Below are 20479 nucleotides of genomic sequence, written 5' to 3' on the forward strand. Positions count from 1 at the left end.
TGTCTCGGCCGCCAGATGGACGATCGCGCGGGGCTTGTATTTGGCGAGCAACTCGTCCATTGCGGCGCGGTCGCATATGTCGGCACACACGAAAATATGCATTGGATTGCGCTGCAGTGATTTAAGCGTGCGCAAATTGCCCGCATAGGTGAGCTTATCGACATTCACCACGGGTTCATCGCAGATTTTCAGCCAGTCAAGCACGAAGTTTGCGCCGATAAAACCGGCGCTGCCTGTCACGAAGATCATGGATGCCCTCTGGAAGCCGCCCTCGCGCGATAGCGCGGAAGGGTCGATTGGAATCTGGCTGACATCCAGTGAATACTGCGGCCACAGGATGCCGATAAGCAGCGTTGGTATAGCTTTCATCGCGACTTCCATCGTCGCGGAGAGATGCACCAGCGCAGTGTAGGGTTCTAGAAATTTTGTTTCAGTGCGGAAAGCAACACAGGTGCCTTCGTGCGCGCTGACAGGTTCAGGAGTAAGGTTGAGGCGGTCAGCGCACGCTTGCCGTATTAGCGTTGCGCGCATCAAGACTACGCGATGCCGACATTATTCGGCCGCAAAGAAAGAACTATTTATCGTCTCGTGGCGTTCTGGAGCGTGCAACACATAATGCGCATACGAAAACGCCAATGAGTACGCCAAATAGGAAGCATAAGAAATGTGTCAAAACGCTGAACATTTGCCTGGTCCTTTCAATTGAGGCGAGATTGAATTTATAACGATTCACCTCCTTGGCAATTGACGGCGCACCATCACAGCCAAATGCAAAAACGTACAGGCAACGGCAATGGTATGACTGGCAGTCGTCGCGCCAAACATCATACTTTACTAGATTCGTAACCAGGGCGAAAAACAGGCACGACTGAAGCAGCACGCGAATGGCGTGGTATCGGATGCGACATCGATCTCATAGAGCGCGCGTGTGATTTCGCGGGCTGGGTCACTGCGTGGGACTGGTGGCCCGTATGAGCATGGCTAAGACGGACAACGGCGCGCTGCACTACGACGAGACGCGGAACCTGCACGCCGTCGCGGAATGGCAATTTGACAACCTGAAAGACGGCGAACGGTGGCATCCGCTCGCGCCATCCACCGGCGCAACGCCGGCCGGCCAGCAAGTCCCATTCGAGCCTTCCGCGCGACGGGCACTAACAGCATCACGCGAGCTGCTTTCTGCAAGGGGGAAAACACACGCTCCCCCCAATGCTCCCGGACTGGTGAGCCTGCTCAATCGTTCGCCAGCGCTTGGCCTTTTATCTCCAGACGCTCCTTCTTCTTTCGCTCCATGCGCCGCGGGTAATCGATCGCGGGCTTCTCGATGAAGCGATACGTCAGGCACGAGAGCGCCAGAGTTGCCGGCCAGAGAATCGCCAGATGAGCCCAACCTTCGATATTGGCCAATCCGATCAGATTCTGGACGGTCGGGTGCACCAGATACAGCGAATAACTTATCGTTCCGAGCCCGAGCAACGGCTTGAGTTGCATGATCGACTGCTCGCGTGCTGCGTAACAGCCGATGAACAGCAGATAGGCAATGCCCCACGAAACGAACACACATTGGACCGTTGTGATCTCAGGGCGGGGAAATACGCCAAAACCGACATAGATCCCCAGAACGATCGAAAGGATAATCGCTCCTACAAGAGCCAGAAACGCACGCTCGCCGAGTTCACGCGTATGCCGGCGATAAAACAGTAGACCCACGACGCAAGTCGCCATGATGCCGAAGCGGCCAAGCGGTATCCGCACGTGCAACACATACGACGCCACAGACAATGCGAGCATGCCCGCAACTGTGAGCATAGCCAGCAGGACACTGCGTCGATTCGCTCCCACTGCGAACGCGAACGACAACAGAATGTACCAGGCAAACTCCATGGACAACGTCCACGACGCGCTAACGAAGTTCGGTAGATGCGCGTAGTCCTGCAGAAAGAAAAGGTGCAACAGGAAGAAGTAGCCGAAGTTGTGCACGGAGCCAGGCGGGTAAGCGCCGTCGCCGATCAGATAGAGCGCGAACTCAAACGCGAAGATCGCGAGATAAAGCGGATAAATCCGGAAAATACGATGCTTCCAGAATCTACCCAGCGCATTCGCGCGTTCAAGGCTCAGCGGTATGACAAATCCACTGACAAGAAAAAATGTTAGAACACCGACCTGCCCAAAATTGACCCACGGACCAAATCCGGTTGTGACTGAAAACCAGCCGGCGCCCTCGCCGCCATGCTGAAAAATCACGAGAAGCGCGGCTACGCCGCGGAGAACATCGATGAAGGCGTAGCGGCCACTAGAGGTCGCGGCCCGTCCCGCGTTCGGCAACCTTACTTTTTCCGGCGTGGGCATCAGGTTTCCTCAAGACGGGTTGTCGCCGCAGTTTATCTTTGTGGAAAGTCGAGCAATGTACGCGAGCACACAAATGCGTCGCTACCCACCGCAGCTGACGATTCGGCCGGCCGATATATCCCCTCTCAGCGCGTCACTTCCATCGCACTGATACGCGGCAATAATCGGTCGAATTCCCGTCTGACGATCGCATAGCATTCGCAAGCCCGCGCCTCGAGTCCGATCCGATCGAGGATCTGCACGCGGCCGCGACTGTGATGGATCAGATCGGCATCGCAGAGCTTGCCAGACGCTTCAGTCACGCCTTCACGTCGCACACCGAGCATATCGGCGATCAGTTGCTGCGTGACCTGCAAATCACTTGTGCCCGAGCGGTCGATATCGACCAGCAGCCACCGGCACAGTTGCTCGTCCAGTCGATGGAGCCTGTTGCAGGCCGCGGTCTGCGCGACCTGGGTAAGCAGCGCCTGCATGTACAACAGCATCAGCGAGCGCAGAGAAGTGCAATTGCGCAACGCGTCGCGCAGGGCCGCTGCGCTGATTCGATACGCGAAACCGCGGCATTGCGCCTGAACGCTGGCTGGCATGGTGTCGCCGCCCGTCAGGATTGGCACACCTGTGGTACCGTCCCTGCCTATCGCGGCGATTTCCACTGAACTGCCATTTTCCATCGTCTGCAGCAAAGATACGATCGCCGTGGCGGGAAAATAGACCGTTCGTATGAGTTCACCGGATTTCGATAGCAATTGCCCCGGACTCAATTCGACAAGTTCGAGATGCGGAAGCAGTACTTCCCATTCATGGGTGGGGAGCGCTTCGAGCAGACGGTTACCACGGCGGTATGACTGAAATGTCGTCATCATTTCCCTCACGTAAGTATTGCAGCCGGCCAGGGTACGGCAGGCCTCCGCGCGATCCTAGGAGACAATGGCGATGCATTGCCCTGACTCACGCGGTGAGCAAACTGAAGCGGTAATGGAGACGATCAAAGCATCGCACTGGTCATCGCGTTGCGTTCGATGTCGCAGTGCAGCATAACCGGCAAAGATAGGCGCGCCAATAAGACTGGCGGAATTGCCCGCACGATCGGCGGAATTAAGAGGACTTATTTGCGATGAACGTTCGCTGGAACGCTGGACGCCCACGTCGCTTTGCTACACATCAAAACACAGTCGATATTAGTTGAAGTTACAACGGACAATAGTATGAAACCGCTATATGTCCAGTTCATTAAGGATGTCTATTTGACTGAATAAATCAGGCGAAACATGTCGGCTCAGCGGATAGGCTCCGGGCGTCAAGGTGGCAGTCAGACGATTTCGCGTCAGTCAGCGACGATGGTCGACTCGACCGAGACGGGGCCGCCCGCCGGCACGTCCTTCGTCATCCGCCGTTCCGATCATTTCAGCTTCCTGCGTCACGGCCCTCTCGGCCAGCGCCTTCAGAACACCCGTCAGAATCCGCTTGCCGATCTCGTGGTGAAAGATCCACACGCCATAGATTCGTCCGGTGAATGCGGCCTCGCTCCCGATCTCCGGGTCAGGTCGAAAGCCGGCACCGAGCCCGAATGTGAAGAGTCCGCTGACGACTTTGCCATTTAAATCGAGTGGACGGCCGAACTTGTCGACCTCGATGCCGCCCTGGCCAGACAGTAGCGGAATCGTCACTCCTCGATGATCCACCAATGCGGACATGTTGGGCCCGTAGCCTGCACTATGGACCACGCCACATGAGTGCATGAGACAGTTGCCGGCGTGAGAGCGTTCGGCTTCGCCGGACGCGGCATCGATCAGGGCAACTCTCGGCATGGTTCCGGCAACTCGTCCGTTTGACATCACCTGACACGCGATTTCGAATGCGCGGTAGCGCAGACCGCTCGAACGATTGACGCGCCGAGTGATTGGGCAAATATCGTTGATTGGATCGACCGTATAGCCCCATGCACGCGCTTCGTCCTCCGACTCGAAAAACAGCCGTATCGGCGAGCGATGAACGATGGCGATTTCATCGAGTCCCGCGCCGCCGAGATCGGTCGCAAGACGTTCTGTCATTGTGAATGCGCTGTGCGAACCGCCGATGATCGTGATCCGGTTCGTACGCCGTGCGGCCGCCGGGGCAAACATGGGCGCGAAGGTGTCGACGAGTTGCGTGCTCGTGAGGCGCAGCAACTCGTCCGACGTGCAGGCGATGACGCCACTGCCCGGCAAGGGAATGTCCAGCGTGCGACACAGATCGTCGACCTCTTCAACGCGCTGCGTCCCACCCAGATTCATCACGACCGTGTCGCTGATCACCTTGCGGCGCGCCGCCGGTCCGCGCGTGTCGTGATAAGCGATTTCGAAACGGCCGTCTTGCCCGCGACGAATCGCATCGATTTCGTGCCCACGCAGGACATCGACATCGAAATGTTCGACGACGTGAGCGATGAGCCGCTCGGCAGCCAACGTGAGCAGCTCGCCAACCTCCGAAAGTAGTGGCGCGCCGTCCGGATCCGCAGCCAATTTCCGGTGCAACTCGTTATATTCCCGGATGTCGCCGAACACTTCATCGAAGCGTTCGTGCTCGAGGCACGCAAGAAATGTTTTGGCAACCGAATTGCCCGTGACGTTCACATAGTCGCCGAGTTTGCCTGCACCGAGGCTCACGCGTTTGTCGATGATCAGCAAGCCGTTACTCGCCACTTCGGCCAGCTTGCCGCTCTTGAACGCATAGAACAAGAAGCCCATTCCTGCTGGGCCGGCGCCGCATAACACACACGAGTAATCGCTTGGCACGCTCCCGGAGCTATCCGGAGCTTCGGCTGAAAACCTCTGCATGACTTTGGGGTCCGATAGTTGTCCGCTGTGACTTGATCCGCACCATGCGCGGTGCCGGCGCCAACGCGTTTCTCGTGCGTCGGATTCAACACACAATATCCCTTAATGGGAACAATGGCTCTGTGCGCTCGCGCACGGACAATATTTCGCATCCTTACCGCAGGCCGCTGTTTTCCAAATATTTGGCTCTACGGAAAGATTTGCCGAACTCAATCCACATCGGGAGAAAGTTCCGCAAATCAACAGCCGACATACTATGAGGAAACACGAAACAGGAACGAGATCAGCTTATTTTACAAAAAATAACAATTAGGATGGCTGAATTAAATTTCCATCTCGCTTTTTATCCAGACCGGCGCTCTCGGGCAATACGAGCGCGGCCCCTTCTTCATCAAGCCATCTGAAATACCGCCACTGCGTCGCGCAATATCGTCGCCTGCTCCTCCAGCGATTTCGCCGCAGCAGCAGCTTCTTCGACAAGTGCCGCATTGTGCTGCGTGACTTCATCGATCTGCGAGACCGCTTTATTGACCTGCTCGATACCATCACTCTGTTCGAGCGCGGACGCCTCGATCTCGTTCATCACGCCGGTCACGCGTTCGACGGCGCTCATGGCTTCGTGAATCGTCTTTTGCGCGTCCGACACAAGCGAAGCGCCCTCCTGAACCTTGGCGGCCGATTCCCCGATCAATTCCTTGATTTCCTTCGCTGCCGCTCCCGAGCGCTGTGCAAGGCTGCGCACCTCCGAGGCCACCACGGCGAATCCGCGCCCCTGTTCGCCGGCCCGCGCCGCTTCGACCGCCGCGTTCAACGCCAGAATGTTGGTCTGAAACGCAATGCCTTCGATCATGCCGATGATTTCCGTCACCTTGCGCGACGACTCGCTGATTCCATCCATCGTTTCGGTGACTCGTGACACCACGTTACCCCCGCGTGTCACGGTGTCGAGCGCGCCATGCGCCAACCGGTTGGCCTGCTTTGCATTGTCGGCGTTCTGTTTCACCGTGGCCGATAACTGCTCCATACTCGCAGCGGTCTGCTGAAGGGCCGCCGCCTGCTGCTCCGTGCGCGAGGACAGATCGGCGTTCCCCGATGCAATCTCGTTCGCCCCCTGCGTGATCGCCGTCGTGCTGCCACGCACTTTCGACACTGTCTCGACGAGGCCGTCGCGCATCTTCGTCAGCGCTGACAGCAATTGACCCATCTCGTTGCGCGATTTGACCTTGATGGCAACCGTCAGATCGCCGGCCGCGATACGTTCGAAGTGCTTGACAGTCGCGTTGACCGGCTTGATCAGCGCCGCTGACAAACCGATGCGCGCCGCCACGCCGATCACGATCGCGATTGCGCCGATCGCGGCGAACAGCAGCGTCGCGATCTGGAACCGCTGCGCCGCCGTTTCAGCTTGCTGATGCTCGCTGTCTACCTGGGAACGCTCGAGCGCGTCGATCGCTTTCGAATAGGTGGCGTAAAAGCCGTTCGCCGTCTCGCCCTGAATGTTGCGGAAGGTATTGAAGTCGAAGTCGGCCAGCGCCTTGAACTCGGGCTCGATCGCCTTATCGACCAGCGCGCTGCGCGCCTGCTCCACGCTCTGCGCGAGCTTCCGTTCGTTGTCGTTGGCAAACGGACTGGACATGTAGGTGCGGAAGTCCTTGTTCGATTCGACCAGCACCTTGTGCGCGGCCGGCAACAGTTCATCAGTCTGCTTGCCGACGCTAAAGAGCGTCTGATAAGAACCCAGCGCAAGCTGGACTCGCAGCAGCTTTTCGGAACTGGCTTTCAGATGAGACAGCGCGGCCGCGCTGCGCTGCGTGTCGTCGAGGCTGCTGTTGGCGAGTTTGAGCGCGCCGTAGCCGACACCGATCACTGTCAGCAGGAAAGCGACAAATACGCTGATCACCAGCGTCAGGCCGCCACGAATTGTGATGTTATTAAGCATTGGGTCTCCGGAACGTCTTGCGATCGGCGGCGAAAAACAGGTTGGCAGGTGCATGCGCTGTTTTTTTACGCGTGAATGACACTTCGCCGCATCCAGGTTAACGACCTCCTGCAGCCCCCGCTAGATAGGTGAAATCCATGACTGGCGGGCGTTTGCGGGCAGTTTGCGCCTCACTATCTGGGATCGTCGCGCAATCGTGCCGAGCCGCCGCTTTTCAAGGCAGCGGGCGTTTCGTTTGTATAATTCGGCGTCTTCGCTCAGGCCCACTTTCATGCTTAGTTTTGCGCTCGGCTTTCTCGTTTCACTGCTGATCACGCTGTTGATCGTGCGCTATGCGCATCTGCATGAAAAATTCTCCACCGATACCGATCTGGCCGGCGTGCAGAAATTCCATGCGCGCCCGGTGCCGCGCATCGGCGGGACCGGGATTCTGCTCGGGCTGATCGTCTCCGCCGTGCAGTTGCATCACGCCTACCCGGCCGTGTCAGGTGGCATTCTCGGGTTGATTGCGTGCGGCATGCCGGCCTTCGGCTCCGGGCTGGTCGAAGATCTGACCAAGCGCGTGTCGCCGCTCGCGAGGCTCGTCTGCACGATGGCGGCCGCCGCGCTCGCCTATTTCCTCCTGAATATCGCCGTGACGCGCATCAGCGTGCCGCCGCTCGACTTCCTGCTCTCGTATGCGGTGATCTCCTGCGCGGTGACGGTGCTGGCGGTTGCCGCCCTCGCCAATGCGATCAATATCATCGACGGCTTCAATGGCCTCGCCTCGATGGTCGCGTTCATGATGTTCGCCTCGCTCGCCTACGTGGCGTTCCAGGTGTCCGATCCGATCGTGCTGTCCGCGTCGTTCATGATGATGGGTGCGGTGCTCGGCTTCTTCATCTGGAATTTCCCGGCGGGGCTGATCTTTCTCGGCGACGGCGGCGCTTATTTCATCGGCTTCATGCTGGCCGAACTGTCGATCATGCTGGTGATGCGCAATCGCGACGTGTCGGCCTGGTACCCCGTGCTGTTGTTCATGTATCCGATCTTCGAGACCTGTTTCTCGATCTACCGCAAGAAGTTTATTCGCGGCATGTCGCCCGGCATCCCCGACGGCGTGCATCTGCACATGCTGGTGTATAAGCGGCTGATGCGCTGGGCAGTGGGCGCGAGGACCGCGCGCGAGTTGACGCGGCGTAACTCGCTGACGTCGCCGTACCTATGGCTGCTGTGTCTGATCGCAGTCGTACCGGCCACGCTGTTCTGGCGGCATACGCTGCATCTGTTCTGCTTCGTGGTGGTGTTTGCGTTGACGTACGTGTGGCTGTACATGAGTATCGTGCGCTTCAAGTCCCCGAGGTGGATGGTTGTGAGGAAGCGAGGTCGTGACCGCAGGTAGCATGCCCGCTAGAAATCGCCCCGGCATGCTTACCTGCAGTTAGTGTCTTCCGAAGGCTCACCTTCGCCGTGATCAGGGGCGCGACTTCAGCGTCGCCATCCTTACTAGCCGGCAGCAAAAGGCACTTTGTAGCGGCCCCGAACTCAGATCGGCCGACAATTCGGATCACCCTTGACCGCGTGCGCGACCTTCCCGAATGCGTTGCCGGTGTTCTGCGAGGGCTTGTGGTCGCATGTCTGCATGCTGCCGAACCTTGTCGGCGACCGTGCGCACAGGCAACCGCCCCGTTCCAGTATGTGCAAATCGTTTCTGGCATATCCTCAGATGCCTGTAAAGTTCGCCACGCTCAAGCAATGCGGCGGGAAGCGCCGGATTCACCGTTCCTGCTTCGTGCGAAAACACGCCGAGACCTTCGACGTTCCACAACCGCGGCGGGAGCAACCCCCTGAGAAATCGCACCTTTGCCGCATTCTGCTTCATCGGCGATGTGCGGGCGAGTCGCTGTCCGTCAATCGCCGCGAGCATCAGCTTATCGTCGGTTTCACGCTGCATCTGTTCTATTTCGTGGTGGTTTTCGTTTCGGGCCATATGTCTGGCTCAACATGACTAACGTAAACTTCGAGTCACGGCCGTGGACGATTATTTGGACGGTCAAACGGCATCGAGTAAGCACTTGAAGGCGTGCTTTTCCTTTCACGCTGCAACGGGATAGCCCAATTTCCGTATGCGCTACCCTTGAGCCATTCGCCAATGCGCCGCACTTGGGCAACCGGTTATGCTGTCGGCGAAGATTAGTTCGCTGCACTTTCGACCGTTAGACTAGGACACTATTGCCAATGCAGGACTTCCATCAAGGCACAGTCGCCATCGTAATTCCCTGCTTCAACGAGCCGGCGACGATTGCCACCGTGATCCGCGATTTTCGATGCGTGCTTCCTGAGGCATCCATCATCGCGTTCGACAACAATTCGACGGACGACACGGCACGAGTGGCGCGAGAAGCGGGCACAGAAGGCATCGATGTGACATTGCAAGGCAAGGGCAACGTCGTGCGCCGCATGTTCGCGGACGTGGAGGCCGATGTCTACGTGATGGTCGACGGAGATGCAACGTACGACGCGTCCGTCGCCCCCGCCTTGATCGGCAAGCTGGTTGAGGAGCGACTGGACATGGTTGTCGGCTCGCGCGTCGCCGACGAACAGAGCGCTTATCGTCTTGGCCACCGCTTAGGAAACCTGATGCTGATGCAATACGTGGCTACGAGTTTCGGCCGCACATTCAAGGACATGCTGTCGGGCGATCGAATCTTTTCTCGCCGGTACGCGAAGTCGTTCCCGGACCATGCATCAGGCTTTGAGACCGAAACGAAATCGACAGTGCACGCGCTCTGCATACGGATGCCCGTCGCCGAACTGCCCACCCGCTACATCTCGCGCCCGGAGGGTTCCGAGAGCAAGCTCAACACCTATCGGGACGGCTTCCGCATCCTGATGACCATTCTCAAGCTGGTGAAAAACGAGAAGCCGTTTGCGTTCTTCACGGTCGGCTTCACGATCTGTGCACTGCTGTCCATTCCGGTGTTCAGAACCTACATGGAAACCGGGCTCGTACCGCGCGTGCCCACCGCGCTCCTCAGCACTGCATTGATGTTACTCGGCCCCATCCTAATGTTCCGCGGCCTTGTTCTTGACACCTTGACGCGTGGCCAAATTGAGGTCAAGCGACTGGTGTACCTCGTTATCCCCGCGCCACAAAAGCGGGAGCGAGCTTAGTCCATGCGCGCCCAATTTTTCAGGTTCGCCATCGCCGGCTCTATCGGTTTTCTAGTGGACGCCGGCGTGCTGTACGCGGCGTTAGCGATCGGACTTGGGGCTTACGCCGGTCGCGTCGTCTCGTTTCTTTGCGCGGCCTTCACCACCTGGCAGATCAATCGTCGGCTGACTTTCGAGGTCAATCGGACCGGCTCGCTCTGGCGTGAGTGGTTACGCTATCTCGCCGCCATGTCCGTAGGCGGCGTATGCAACTACGGGAGCTACGCGGTCGCTCTGCTGTTCCTGCCGAAGGTGACGATCGCCCCACTCATCGCCGTAGGCGCAGGGGCAATCGCCGGGATGTTCGTCAACTTTGCCTTCGCGAAGCTGTGGGTATTTCGTGCACAGCATTGACGCCAAGGCGCGGGCCGCCATACGACTTGCGCGTAGCCTATCGCCTATACTGCGTCTTGCTGCGCCGAGCCGCCGTCCAAACATGGCGGCGAGCCCCGTCGAGACGGGCACAACCTAGTCCAACACGGATATGGACTTCAAAATGGAGACTATCTGCTCGGCCGCAGTGCCGTCGCCGAACGGATTTTTTCGCACGGACAGGGCGTGATAGGCCACTGGGTAGCAGAGCAACCGCGCTGTATCGCCGAAAATCGTGCCGACATCAGTCCCGGCAACTTCGTTGACGCCGGACGCGACGCCGCCCCCCGTTCGGTCACGTCGCACATGGACAGAGCCGGCTTGTGCAAAGCCGGTCCCTCTACATTATTGCCGAGTGGATCCGGCAGGATGATATGGCTCGCGTTCGTGAGCGGCAGGAATGGCTTTAAGGTCAGCGGCTTTTCCGGATAAATCCTCGAGTGATGCCCGACACCCAATTGACCACTTCCCGGCCCCGCGGATTCACGTGCACCGGATGGACGATGCGCACGTCCGGGCGTCCGGGCGCGCCTCGGCGATCTTCGGCAGCGCGGATCAGTTGTTCTCCGATCCGGGCGCTAAACTCTCGCGACGATGCCAAGTCACCAAAGCGATCCGCTGGCCTCCGGCAAGCGCAGCCTCACCCCGCTACGGCAATGCGACAGGTTCGCTCTTCAGGCGCTCGAGCATCAGACACAGCACGGCAACCACAGTATTGCCCGTGACGAAAATACGCTGCGCAGGCACCTACTCGTTCAGCATGTTTTTCTGCGAAAGTTCCATGGATGCGAAATCGAGGTGAGCGACGAGACGCCACAAGTAAGTTCAGTTCTTCGGAAAACGCGGCGGCCACGCCATGACTGCGGAGCCCCGGCTTCGATATGCCCGCCCCGAACGCATTGGTAGAAGCCCGTCAATGCGCCCACCTGAACCGTAATCATTTCGCCCGAACGGGGACGATGTCGGGTGACCGCATGGCAAGACAGTCGTCGATCACGGCGAACAGATGGACACTCAGTTCCTGCAGCGTCGGATCCCGCGACATTACGTCGACAATCGCACCCGGCATCCTGCCGAAGTCGGCGAATCCCACATCAGCATCTCACGGAGTTGCCCGACTAAGCAAAGGCTGATGCCGAAATGGTCGTGCGCCGCGCGCAGCGTCTGCATCACCGAAATGACCTTGATTGCTTCCGGCCTCGTGTCGGCAAACATCACGACTTATTTGCTTTGCCATTCAGGAAGCCCGCGTTGCCGGTGCCACGCTAACCAACGCCGGCGCCGCCGCCGGCTGATACTCCGGCACCCAGCGCCGCAGATCGCGCCGGACCTCCTGGTCACTCGGCACGCGATGCTGCATCAGCCACGGAAGCAGTTCGTCGAGCAGGTTATCGGGCGCTTCACGCGCCTGCGCGATGCGCAACTTCGGATGCGGTGTACGCGTGGTTGCCTCATCGTCGGCGAGCAGTTCCTCGTAGAGCTTCTCGCCAGGGCGCAGCCCCGTAAAGACGATGCGGATATGTTCCTCGCTGAAGCCATACAGCCGGATCAGATCGCGTGCCAGATCGACGATCTTGACCGGCTCGCCCATATCCAGAATAAAGATCTCGCCGCCGTGACCCATGCTCGACGCCTGCAGCACGAGTTGCGACGCTTCTGGGATCGTCATGAAAAAGCGCGTGATCTCCGGATGCGTGACCGTCACCGGGCCACCCTTCGCGATCTGCTGTTGAAACTTCGGAATGACGCTGCCCGCACTACCAAGCACATTGCCGAAGCGCACGGTCTCGAACTGCGTGCGCGTACTGGTCTGCTGCAACGCCTGACAAGCCATTTCCGCGAGACGCTTGCTCGCGCCCATCACGTTGGTCGGATTGACGGCCTTGTCGGTGGAGATCAGCACGAAGTGCTTCACGTCATGACGAATTGCGGCGCGCGCGACACGGTACGTGCCCAGTACGTTGTTGCGCACCGCCTGCCAGGCGTTCAATTCCTCCATCAACGGCACGTGCTTATAAGCGGCCGCATGAAAGAGAATGTGCGGCGTGTAACGCGACAGCACCTGGTCGAGCAGCAAGGAGTCTTTTGCGTCGCCGATCACGGGCACGACGGAGAGCTTGGGAAAGCGCTCATGCAGTTCTTCGGTGAGCCGGTACATCGCGTATTCGGACAGATCGAAAGCAATCAGCTGGGCCGGTTCGAAGCGCAGAATCTGGCGGCACAGCTCGGAGCCGATCGAGCCGCCCGCGCCGGTCACCATCACCACGCGGCCGCTCAACAGCGCTTCCACGTGCGGCATGTCGATGCGCACCGGTTCGCGCCCCAGCAGGTCTTCCAGATCGATCTGACGAACACGCGAAAGAAACGCTTCGCCTTGTGACAGCGTGGTCAACGCGGGCAGCACCATGGCGCGCACGCCAGCGCGCACGCACAGCGTGGCTACACGGCGCTGCGCGTCGACCGACGCCGAAGGGATCGCGATGATCGCGTGCTCGACCTTCATATCCGTGGCCCAGTGCTGCAGGTCGCTAATCGGTCCCCAAACCTTGTAGCCGTAGATTTCGCGGCCCTGCTTGGCCGGATCGTCATCGAGCAGGCCCACCAGCCGCCATTCGCTCGAGCGAGACAGCTCGCGAGCCAGGTTCGCGCCCGCGTTGCCGGCGCCGAGCACCACCACGGGCTTGCCCTGCCCCACGAGGCCGCCGTAGAGATAGAACTCCTTGGATGCGCGATAAAGCGCGCGCGAACCGCCCATGGCAAGGAACAGCAGGAGCGGAGAAACAGCGAGTACCGAGCGCGGAATGATGGGATGCGGCTGGGCCATCACGGCCACCATCATCATGACGAAAGCGCCGGTGAGCACGGCTTTGGCGATGCGCATGAGGTCCGGCAGGCTCGCGAACACCCACATGCCCCGGTACAGACCGAAAATGCGGAACATCACCCCGTAGACGGGAAGGACCCAGATGAGTGTTCGAACGGCACCGGACCAGAACTCGACCGGTACGTAGCCATTGAAGCGAATCAGGTACGCCGCGAGCCAGGTGCCCGCGACCGCGCACAGGTCGAAGGCGAAGGCGCTAAATGATAGCCATGAGGCTTTGTGTCGAAACATCGGCGTCACACCTCAGGTTGTTCGGAATCTGCTATCCGGAATCGACGCCAGCGTGAATCGACTCCGATACCAATCAATACCAGCACGATCACCCAAGCGGCAACGCTACACCATTGAACGGCTAAAGGCCAGCCAAGCAGACTTACAGCAAGTACTATACCAGCCGCCATTACCGCGTACCACAGCAGGGCGGTCTTCGAATGCCCGAGCCCGTACTGGACCATGCGCTGGTAGTAGTGTTCGCGGTGTGCCTGCCAGATTTTCTCGCCGCGCAAAAGCCGTCGCAGGAGCGTGACCGACGCGTCGCCGATAAACGGCGCAAACACTAGCGCCGGAAACCAGATCGGCCAGACGCCCTCGCTCCATCCCCAATAGCCGAAAGCGCCAGCCAGAAAGCCGAGCGGAATCGATCCGGCGTCGCCGAGGAATATTTTTGCGGGGTGAAAGTTGAAGATCAGAAACCCCGCGGCGGCACCCGCCGCGGCGGCGGAAGCCAGGCTGAGCTCCGGCGAGGGATGGACGGCGATCGCGGCGCCGACCGCGTAGCCCGCGAAGCCGAACAGCGTCATGCCGCCCGCCAGGCCGTCCGCGCCGTCCATGAAATTGTAAAGATTGACGAGCCACAGCAGTAAAAATGACAGGCCTGCCAGCAGCCAGAGCGGCGCGGCCGCCGGGTGCGCCCAGACGAAGATCGCCACGGCGGCGAGGTGTGCCGCGAACCTGACCCGGGCGGGCAGTCCGCGCCGGTCGTCGACCTGGGAGACGGCGGCCAGCAAAGCGGCGCACAGCGCGGCAAGCCAGAGGTGCGGCGCGACCATCAGCGTCGCCACGACCACTACCGGGACGATGCCCCAGCCCCCGACGCGCGGCGTAGGCCGGGTGTGCAGCGAGCGGTCGTTGGGAATGTCGGTGGCAAGACGCCAGGCGAGGCCGGTTCTGAGCAGCGTCCACAGGATCGCCGCGCAGACGCAGGCGCAGCCGAACGCAATCAGGATCACGGTCGTCCAGTTCGGCAACGTGGAAAGGGACATCAGCATGCGCGCCTCAATGCGTGGATCGGTACCAGCGGGCTGTCGCGGCCAGCCCTTCATCGGTGGAATGGGGAGCCTGCCAGTCCAATACCGCGTGAATGCGCGCCGTATCCAGCCGCAAGGAACCCACCAGACGGTCCACCTGCGCCGTGCGGCCGCTCACGCGGCCGGCGAAGTGCAACCAGCTCGCGGGCACCGGCAACAAGCGGGCAGGTTTCTGCAGATGCCGCCCGAGGGAACGCGCGAGTTCCGTCACGGTGAGGGTGTCGCGATCGGCCACGTGGAACACCTGACCCGCGGCGCGGGGGTCGGTCGCGCAATGCATCAGCGCGTTCGCGAGGTTCTCGACATACACGAGGCTGCGGCGCGCGTCGATCGCGCCGAGCGGCAGCGGCACGCCCTTCCAGATCGCGTCCATCAGGCTCAGGAAGTTGGCGCGCACATCCGGGCCATAGACCAGCGGCGGGCGCACGATCACGATCTCGAGGCCGGTCTCCAGACCCAGGCGGATCAGCGCTTCTTCGGCAGCGCGTTTCGAGCGGCCGTAGGGGTCTTGCGGCGCTGGCAGATCGTCTTCACGCATCGGGCGACCCGGATCCGCTTCGGTCATCGCCTTGATGCTGCTGACAAAGACAAAGCGCCGCACTCCGTGCCGCCACGCGGCTCGCGCGACACGCAGCGTGCCATCGACATTGGTCGCACGGAAAGCCGTCTCCGGATCGGCGGCGTCCTCGAGTACGACATGCACACGCGCCGCCAGATGCACGACGCAGTCCACTCGCAGTGCGGCGGGCCAACCCACGTCAAGGCCGGTGAAATCCACGCTGGCATCGACCCATTGGTCAACATCGCGTTCTCGCTGCCACTCCCGCCGCACAAGGCCGGTGACCGTGTTTCCGGCGTCACGCAACGCACGGCACAGCGCGCGGCCGACAAAGCCGTTGGCGCCGGTAACGAGTACCCGGCTCATAGCCACTTCCAGCCGAAACGGTTAAAGAACTTGTACGCCGAAGACATGAACATACGGATATGCGCAGAGCCCTTGCGCGCGGCGCCGCCGCCGTGATGCAAAACGCGCACAGCGGGCGTGTAGACGACGCGGGTAACCTCATGCGCGCGAAGACTCAAATCATAGTCCTCGAAGTAGAGGAAATAGCGGGGGTCGAAGCCTGCGAGCTGTTTCAGCGCCGTCATGCGAAACAACATGAAACAGCCGCTGACGATCGGCGGATCCCACACGGTGTCACGCGCATTGATGCGGTCTCGCATCTCATAGCGCGCGAGTCGATGAACAAACAGCCGACGCAGGCCGGAAGGCAAAAAGCCGCGCACGAACAGATCGAGCAACGTGGGGTATCGTCGGCACAAAAACTGTTGCTCGCCGTGCTCGTCACCGATCCATGGGGTGATGAGACCCGCTTCAGGGTGCGCTTCGAAGAAGTCGAGCGCTTCGCGAAGCGCGTCGCTTGCCAGATCGATGTCGGGATTCAACACCAGGTGATAGCGGCTGGCACTGCTTTCGATTGCCAGATTGTGGCCCCTACCGTAGCCTACATTGCCCTGCCCCGCGATGATCGTACAAACGACGTTGCCGGCTCGGAGTGCGTCCAGCGAGGCCGAGATGTCGGGCAGGCCGCCGTTGTCCACCAGATATAGCGTCACCGGCAATTGGGGGCGGCCGATATGCAACGCATCGCACGCGGCCGTGAGCCCCGTGAGCGTAGACAACAACTGTTCTGTATCCGGGTGGTAGACCACCACCGACACGGACAACCCGTCGGACTCGGGATGCAGAGTGCGCGTTTCTTTCATGTGTGGAACTGCGTGCCTTATGGCGGGCACTTCGGGTGAGCACTTCAAAAAGCATTACGTTGCGTGCGCGCAACAAGCACGCAGTTTGCTCAAATTTTTGTTGTTCGGCAACCCGTCTTTCCCTTTGTTACGCTGGACGCGATTGAAGCAAGCCCTATTTATTTTGCTTTGCTTCCAATTATGTGCCCAACAAGGCGGACACTTCGTCTGTAAGGTTGTGCGCATTATCGCGGAATAGTAAAGTAACGCCGCCAAACTCCGACCGTTCGGTAATCGGGCGAAATCTCGCGCTTCAGTGCAGCGCCGCAAACGGCAGCCGTCCGCTCTCCACTTTGACAACAGCCCTCAGGGCAAAATGAATGCGCAGCAGACCACTCGTCGTCGACCTAGATGGCACATTGATTCGCTCAGACATCCTGATCGAGTCTGGATTTGCCTATCTGAAGGCAGCCCCGCAACGCTTTTACGAGCCGCTGCTCTGGCTCGCGCGTGGCGGCAAGCCAGGTTTGAAAGCGGGCCTCGCCGACGCGACGAACGTGGACGTCGCCGTGCTGCCCTACGACGCCACCGTCCTGCAATGGCTGAAGGGTGAACGCGACGCCGGTCGCTCGCTGGTGCTGGCCACGGCAAGCCACGAACGTTACGCGAAGGCCATCTCCGCCCATTTAGGCCTGTTCGACAAGACGTTTGCGACGAACGGCAGCGTGAATCTGTCCGCTCACAACAAGCGCGACATGCTAGTCGCTGAGTACGGCGAAAAAGGCTTTGACTATGCCGGCAATTCGCATGACGACATAGCGGTCTGGCAATCCGCCGACCGCGCGTACGTTGTGAATCCGTCCAACGGAGTGGAGCGCGCTGCACGTAAGATCGGCAATGTGGAGCGGGTGATTGAGTCGCGCCCTCCCGCAGCTAAAACGTGGGCCAAATCGTTGCGCCTGCATCAGTGGCTGAAGAATCTCTTGATCTTTTTACCGCTCCTGGCCGCACATAAGCTGTCTTCCCCTGAACTGACCATCGCTGCCCTGCTGGCGTTTCTTACGTTCGGCCTGTGCGCCTCAAGTGTCTATCTGCTCAACGACCTGCTCGATCTCGAGGACGACCGTCATCACCCCGTCAAACGCAAACGGCCGCTTGCGTCCGGTGCGCTGCCGCTCACATGGGGACTTGCACTCTTTCCCGTCTTGCTGGTGGGCGCGTTCGCCACGGCGTGGATTTTCCTGCCTTGGCAATTCTCCGCGGCACTACTCGGCTATTACGCATTGACGCTGGCGTATTCGATGTTCCTGAAACGCCAGGTCATGGTCGACGTGGTGGTGCTGGCTATGCTGTACACGATGCGCATCATCGCCGGCACGGCGGCGGTCGACGCACAGTTGACCTTCTGGCTGCTCGCTTTCTCGATGTTCATCTTCCTGAGCCTCGCGCTCGTCAAGCGATACGCCGAACTGCACTCGATGAAAGCGCGCGGCCTCGTCAAGACGCGCGGGCGTGGCTATGTCGCAAGCGACCTGTCGCTCATCTCATCACTCGGGACCTCTTCCGGATACCTGGCCGTGCTCGTGCTTGCGCTCTATATTCAGGACGCGAAGACCACCGGCATGTACCGCCATCCGCAGGTCATCTGGCTCGCCTGTCCGTTGCTGCTCTACTGGGTAAGCCGCACCTGGATCATTGCGCATCGCGGACTGATGCACGACGATCCGATCGTTTTCGCGGCACGCGACCGGGTCAGCCTCGCCGTCGTCGTGCTTTGCGGCCTGATCTTCTGGGCCGCGATCTAGGCGATGAGCAGAGTTCTGTCATGGGGACGTTACCCGCCTATACCGCAGGAAGCGCATGCAATTGCTTGGCGTGACGCCGCGCACGCCACGTGGTCGGACGCGGCCCGGGCACACGGCACCACGCTTGCCTTTGGTAATGGCCGCAGCTACGGCGACAGTTGCCTCGCCGCTTCGGGTCACGTCGTGCAAACGCTGCCGCTCGACAGGCTCATTGCTGCTGACTGGCAAACCGGTGTCTTGCGCGCGGAACCCGGCGTCACCCTGGAGCAGATTCTCGACGTCGCCATTCCAAGGGGCTGGATGCTGCCAGTCACACCGGGTACGAAATACGCGACTTTGGGCGGAGCAATTGCTAACGACGTCCATGGGAAGAATCACCATTTGCGAGGCACCTTCGGCCGGCATGTGCGCCGCTTCGCTCTTGCGCGCAGCGACGGCTCGCAGTTCGAATGCTCGCCGGACGAGCAGTCCGGGTTCTTTGCCGCCACGATCGGTGGGCTCGGGCTCACTGGGCTGATCCTGTGGGCGGAGATCCAGTTGATGCCGATCCGGTCGAGCCTGATCGACATGACGAGCATCCGATTCGCCAATCTGGATGAGTTCTTCGCATTGTCGGAGCGGCTCGACCCGTTGCATGAATACAGCGTGGCCTGGGTGGATTGCCAAAGCCGCGGCTCGGCGCTCGGGCGCGGCATCTTCATGGTCGGCGACCATGCGACAGACGGCCCGCTTGAAGTCACACGGCGAAAGAAACGCACCGTCCCATTCACGCTGCCGATTCCCGTGTTTAACCGCTTCACCTTGCGCGCGTTCAACGAGCTCTACTATCAGAAGCAGCAGCGCGGCGAAGTATTTGTGCAGGTCAATTACGACGACTATTTCTACCCGCTCGACAGCTTGTTGGAATGGAATCGAATCTACGGGCGAGCGGGCTTTCAGCAATACCAATGCGTGGTGCCGTCGGCCACTGCGCGTGACGCGACGCGCGCGATTCTCGACGCGATTGCCGAGAGCGGTACTGGCTCGTTTCTCGCAGTACTGAAACGCTGCGGTGATTTGCGCTCGCCGGGCCTTTTGTCGTTTCCGCTGGAGGGCACTTCCCTGGCTCTCGACTTCCCACAGCGTCACGCATTGAATACCCAGCTCTTTGCGAGACTTGATGCGATCGTGCGCGAAGCCGGCGGCCGGATCTACCCGGCCAAAGACGCGCACATGCCTGGCGCCGATTTTCGCGCCGCCTACCCTCAATGGCAGCAACTCGAAGCGCTGCGCGACCCCGCGCTACTTTCGCGTTTCTGGGAACGGACCACTCGAACATGAAAAACATTCTCATCGTCGGCGCTACGTCGGCAATTGCCACGGCTTGTGCACGCCAGTGGGCCACACAAGGCGCTCGCTTTTTCCTGGTTGCCCGCAACGGCGAACGCCTTCAGCAGGTGGCTGCGGATCTAACGGCGCGCGGAGCGCAACTGGCCGCCTGCCATGAACTCGATATCGATCGGCTGGATCTCCATGCCGGCATGCTCGAAAAGTGCGAGAAAGAACTCGGCGCGTTCGATATCGTGCTGGTCGCACCCGGCACGTTGCCGGACCAAGCCGCGTGCCAGGCGGATCCCGCGGTAGCCGTACGCGAATTCAACACGAACGCTGTTTCGGTGATCGCGCTACTGACGCCGATCGCCAATATCCTCGAAGCGCAGAAGCGCGGCGCGCTAGCGGTCATCTCGTCGGTGGCGGGCGATCGCGGCCGGCCCTCGAACTATCTGTACGGCAGCGCGAAAGCCGCGCTTTCGGCGTTCTGCGAGGGACTGAATGCGCGGCTGTTCAAAGCCGGCGTACACGTTCTGACCGTCAAACCGGGCTTCGTGGCGACGCCGATGACAGCCGGCCTGCCGTTGCCCGCACCGCTCGTCGCGACGCCCGATCAGGTGGCAAGCGATATCGTGCGCGCCGTCGAAAAGCGCAAGGACGTGCTGTATACGCGCTGGTTCTGGGCGATCATCATGCTGATCATCCGCTCGGTTCCGCGCTTCATGTTCAAGCGCGCGTCTCTGTAAAGGGAAGCCGGG

Annotated in this window: 17 protein-coding genes; 6 read left to right on the plus strand and 11 right to left on the minus strand. The window is 60.2% G+C overall.

Annotation, left to right across the window (positions count from 1 at the left end; all coding sequences use genetic code 11):
- The 5 genes from P0D70_RS27365 to P0D70_RS27385 form a co-directional block, all read right to left on the minus strand.
- Positions 1–531, minus strand: a 531-nt coding sequence (locus tag P0D70_RS27365) for a GDP-mannose 4,6-dehydratase (RefSeq protein WP_408186760.1), incomplete at its 3' end; no start/stop codon positions are given.
- A gap of 702 nt (positions 532–1233) precedes the next feature.
- Complete coding sequence (locus P0D70_RS27370; protein ID WP_408186761.1) at positions 1234–2349, minus strand: acyltransferase family protein; 1116 nt, start codon at positions 2347–2349, stop codon at positions 1234–1236.
- A 125-nt stretch (positions 2350–2474) separates the two neighbouring features.
- Positions 2475–3209 (minus strand): Crp/Fnr family transcriptional regulator, encoded by a 735-nt coding sequence (locus tag P0D70_RS27375; RefSeq protein ID WP_408186793.1) that lies wholly within the window; start codon positions 3207–3209, stop codon positions 2475–2477.
- 468 nt (positions 3210–3677) lie between these two features.
- Complete coding sequence (locus P0D70_RS27380) at positions 3678–5075, minus strand: hypothetical protein (RefSeq protein ID WP_408186762.1); 1398 nt, start codon at positions 5073–5075, stop codon at positions 3678–3680.
- Positions 5076–5556: 481 nt separating this feature from the next.
- Positions 5557–7104 carry a methyl-accepting chemotaxis protein gene (locus P0D70_RS27385; RefSeq protein ID WP_408186763.1) on the minus strand — a complete coding sequence of 516 codons (1548 nt, stop codon included), beginning with the start codon at positions 7102–7104 and terminating at the stop codon, positions 5557–5559.
- A gap of 271 nt (positions 7105–7375) precedes the next feature.
- Here P0D70_RS27385 and P0D70_RS27390 point away from each other — a divergent pair, with 271 nt between their 5' ends.
- A complete protein-coding gene (locus tag P0D70_RS27390; protein ID WP_408186764.1) occupies positions 7376–8485 on the plus strand; it encodes an MraY family glycosyltransferase in 1110 nt (369 codons plus the stop codon).
- 165 nt (positions 8486–8650) lie between these two features.
- Here the strand turns inward: P0D70_RS27390 and P0D70_RS27395 are convergent, their stop codons facing one another.
- Positions 8651–9073, minus strand: a complete 423-nt coding sequence (locus tag P0D70_RS27395) for a hypothetical protein (RefSeq protein ID WP_408186765.1) — start codon at positions 9071–9073, stop codon at positions 8651–8653.
- Between the two features lie 248 nt (positions 9074–9321).
- Here P0D70_RS27395 and P0D70_RS27400 point away from each other — a divergent pair, with 248 nt between their 5' ends.
- Positions 9322–10257: a glycosyltransferase family 2 protein gene (locus tag P0D70_RS27400; protein ID WP_408186766.1), complete on the plus strand. Its 936-nt coding sequence runs from the start codon at positions 9322–9324 to the stop codon at positions 10255–10257.
- Positions 10258–10260: 3 nt separating this feature from the next.
- Complete coding sequence (locus P0D70_RS27405; RefSeq protein ID WP_408186767.1) at positions 10261–10650, plus strand: GtrA family protein; 390 nt, start codon at positions 10261–10263, stop codon at positions 10648–10650.
- A 1062-nt stretch (positions 10651–11712) separates the two neighbouring features.
- Here P0D70_RS27405 and P0D70_RS27410 read toward each other — a convergent pair.
- From P0D70_RS27410 to P0D70_RS27430, 5 genes are read right to left on the minus strand one after another with little or no spacing between them, the layout of a single operon-like run.
- Positions 11713–11886: a hypothetical protein gene (locus P0D70_RS27410; RefSeq protein ID WP_408186768.1), complete on the minus strand. Its 174-nt coding sequence runs from the start codon at positions 11884–11886 to the stop codon at positions 11713–11715.
- 19 nt (positions 11887–11905) lie between these two features.
- Positions 11906–13783, minus strand: a complete 1878-nt coding sequence (locus P0D70_RS27415; protein ID WP_408186769.1) for a polysaccharide biosynthesis protein — start codon at positions 13781–13783, stop codon at positions 11906–11908.
- A 5-nt stretch (positions 13784–13788) separates the two neighbouring features.
- Entirely contained in the window at positions 13789–14820 is a 1032-nt protein-coding gene (locus P0D70_RS27420; RefSeq protein ID WP_408186770.1) for an MraY family glycosyltransferase, read from the minus strand.
- A gap of 7 nt (positions 14821–14827) precedes the next feature.
- Positions 14828–15784: a UDP-glucose 4-epimerase family protein gene (locus P0D70_RS27425; RefSeq protein WP_408186771.1), complete on the minus strand. Its 957-nt coding sequence runs from the start codon at positions 15782–15784 to the stop codon at positions 14828–14830.
- The gene (locus P0D70_RS27430) at positions 15781–16626 is read right to left on the minus strand and encodes a glycosyltransferase family 2 protein (RefSeq protein ID WP_408186772.1); all 846 of its coding nucleotides are present in this window, start codon (positions 16624–16626) and stop codon (positions 15781–15783) included. Before P0D70_RS27430 ends, P0D70_RS27425 begins: the two co-directional genes overlap by 4 nt.
- A gap of 359 nt (positions 16627–16985) precedes the next feature.
- Between P0D70_RS27430 and P0D70_RS27435 the strand changes: the two genes are divergently transcribed.
- Genes P0D70_RS27435 through P0D70_RS27445 form a run of 3 tightly spaced genes read left to right on the plus strand, consistent with a single transcriptional unit; the run spans position 16986 to position 20467 of the window.
- The gene (locus P0D70_RS27435; protein ID WP_408186773.1) at positions 16986–18410 is read left to right on the plus strand and encodes a UbiA family prenyltransferase; all 1425 of its coding nucleotides are present in this window, start codon (positions 16986–16988) and stop codon (positions 18408–18410) included.
- 3 nt (positions 18411–18413) lie between these two features.
- On the plus strand, positions 18414–19730 hold the full coding sequence (locus P0D70_RS27440) for an FAD-binding oxidoreductase (protein WP_408186774.1): 1317 nt from the start codon (positions 18414–18416) through the stop codon (positions 19728–19730).
- Positions 19727–20467 carry an SDR family oxidoreductase gene (locus tag P0D70_RS27445; protein WP_408186775.1) on the plus strand — a complete coding sequence of 247 codons (741 nt, stop codon included), beginning with the start codon at positions 19727–19729 and terminating at the stop codon, positions 20465–20467. The genes P0D70_RS27440 and P0D70_RS27445 overlap by 4 nt, the downstream gene beginning before the upstream one ends.
- Positions 20468–20479: the final 12 nt, after the last annotated feature.

It is taken from the genome of Paraburkholderia sp. RL17-381-BIF-C, from assembly GCF_046026435.1.
Taxonomy (GTDB): Bacteria; Pseudomonadota; Gammaproteobacteria; order Burkholderiales; family Burkholderiaceae; genus Paraburkholderia.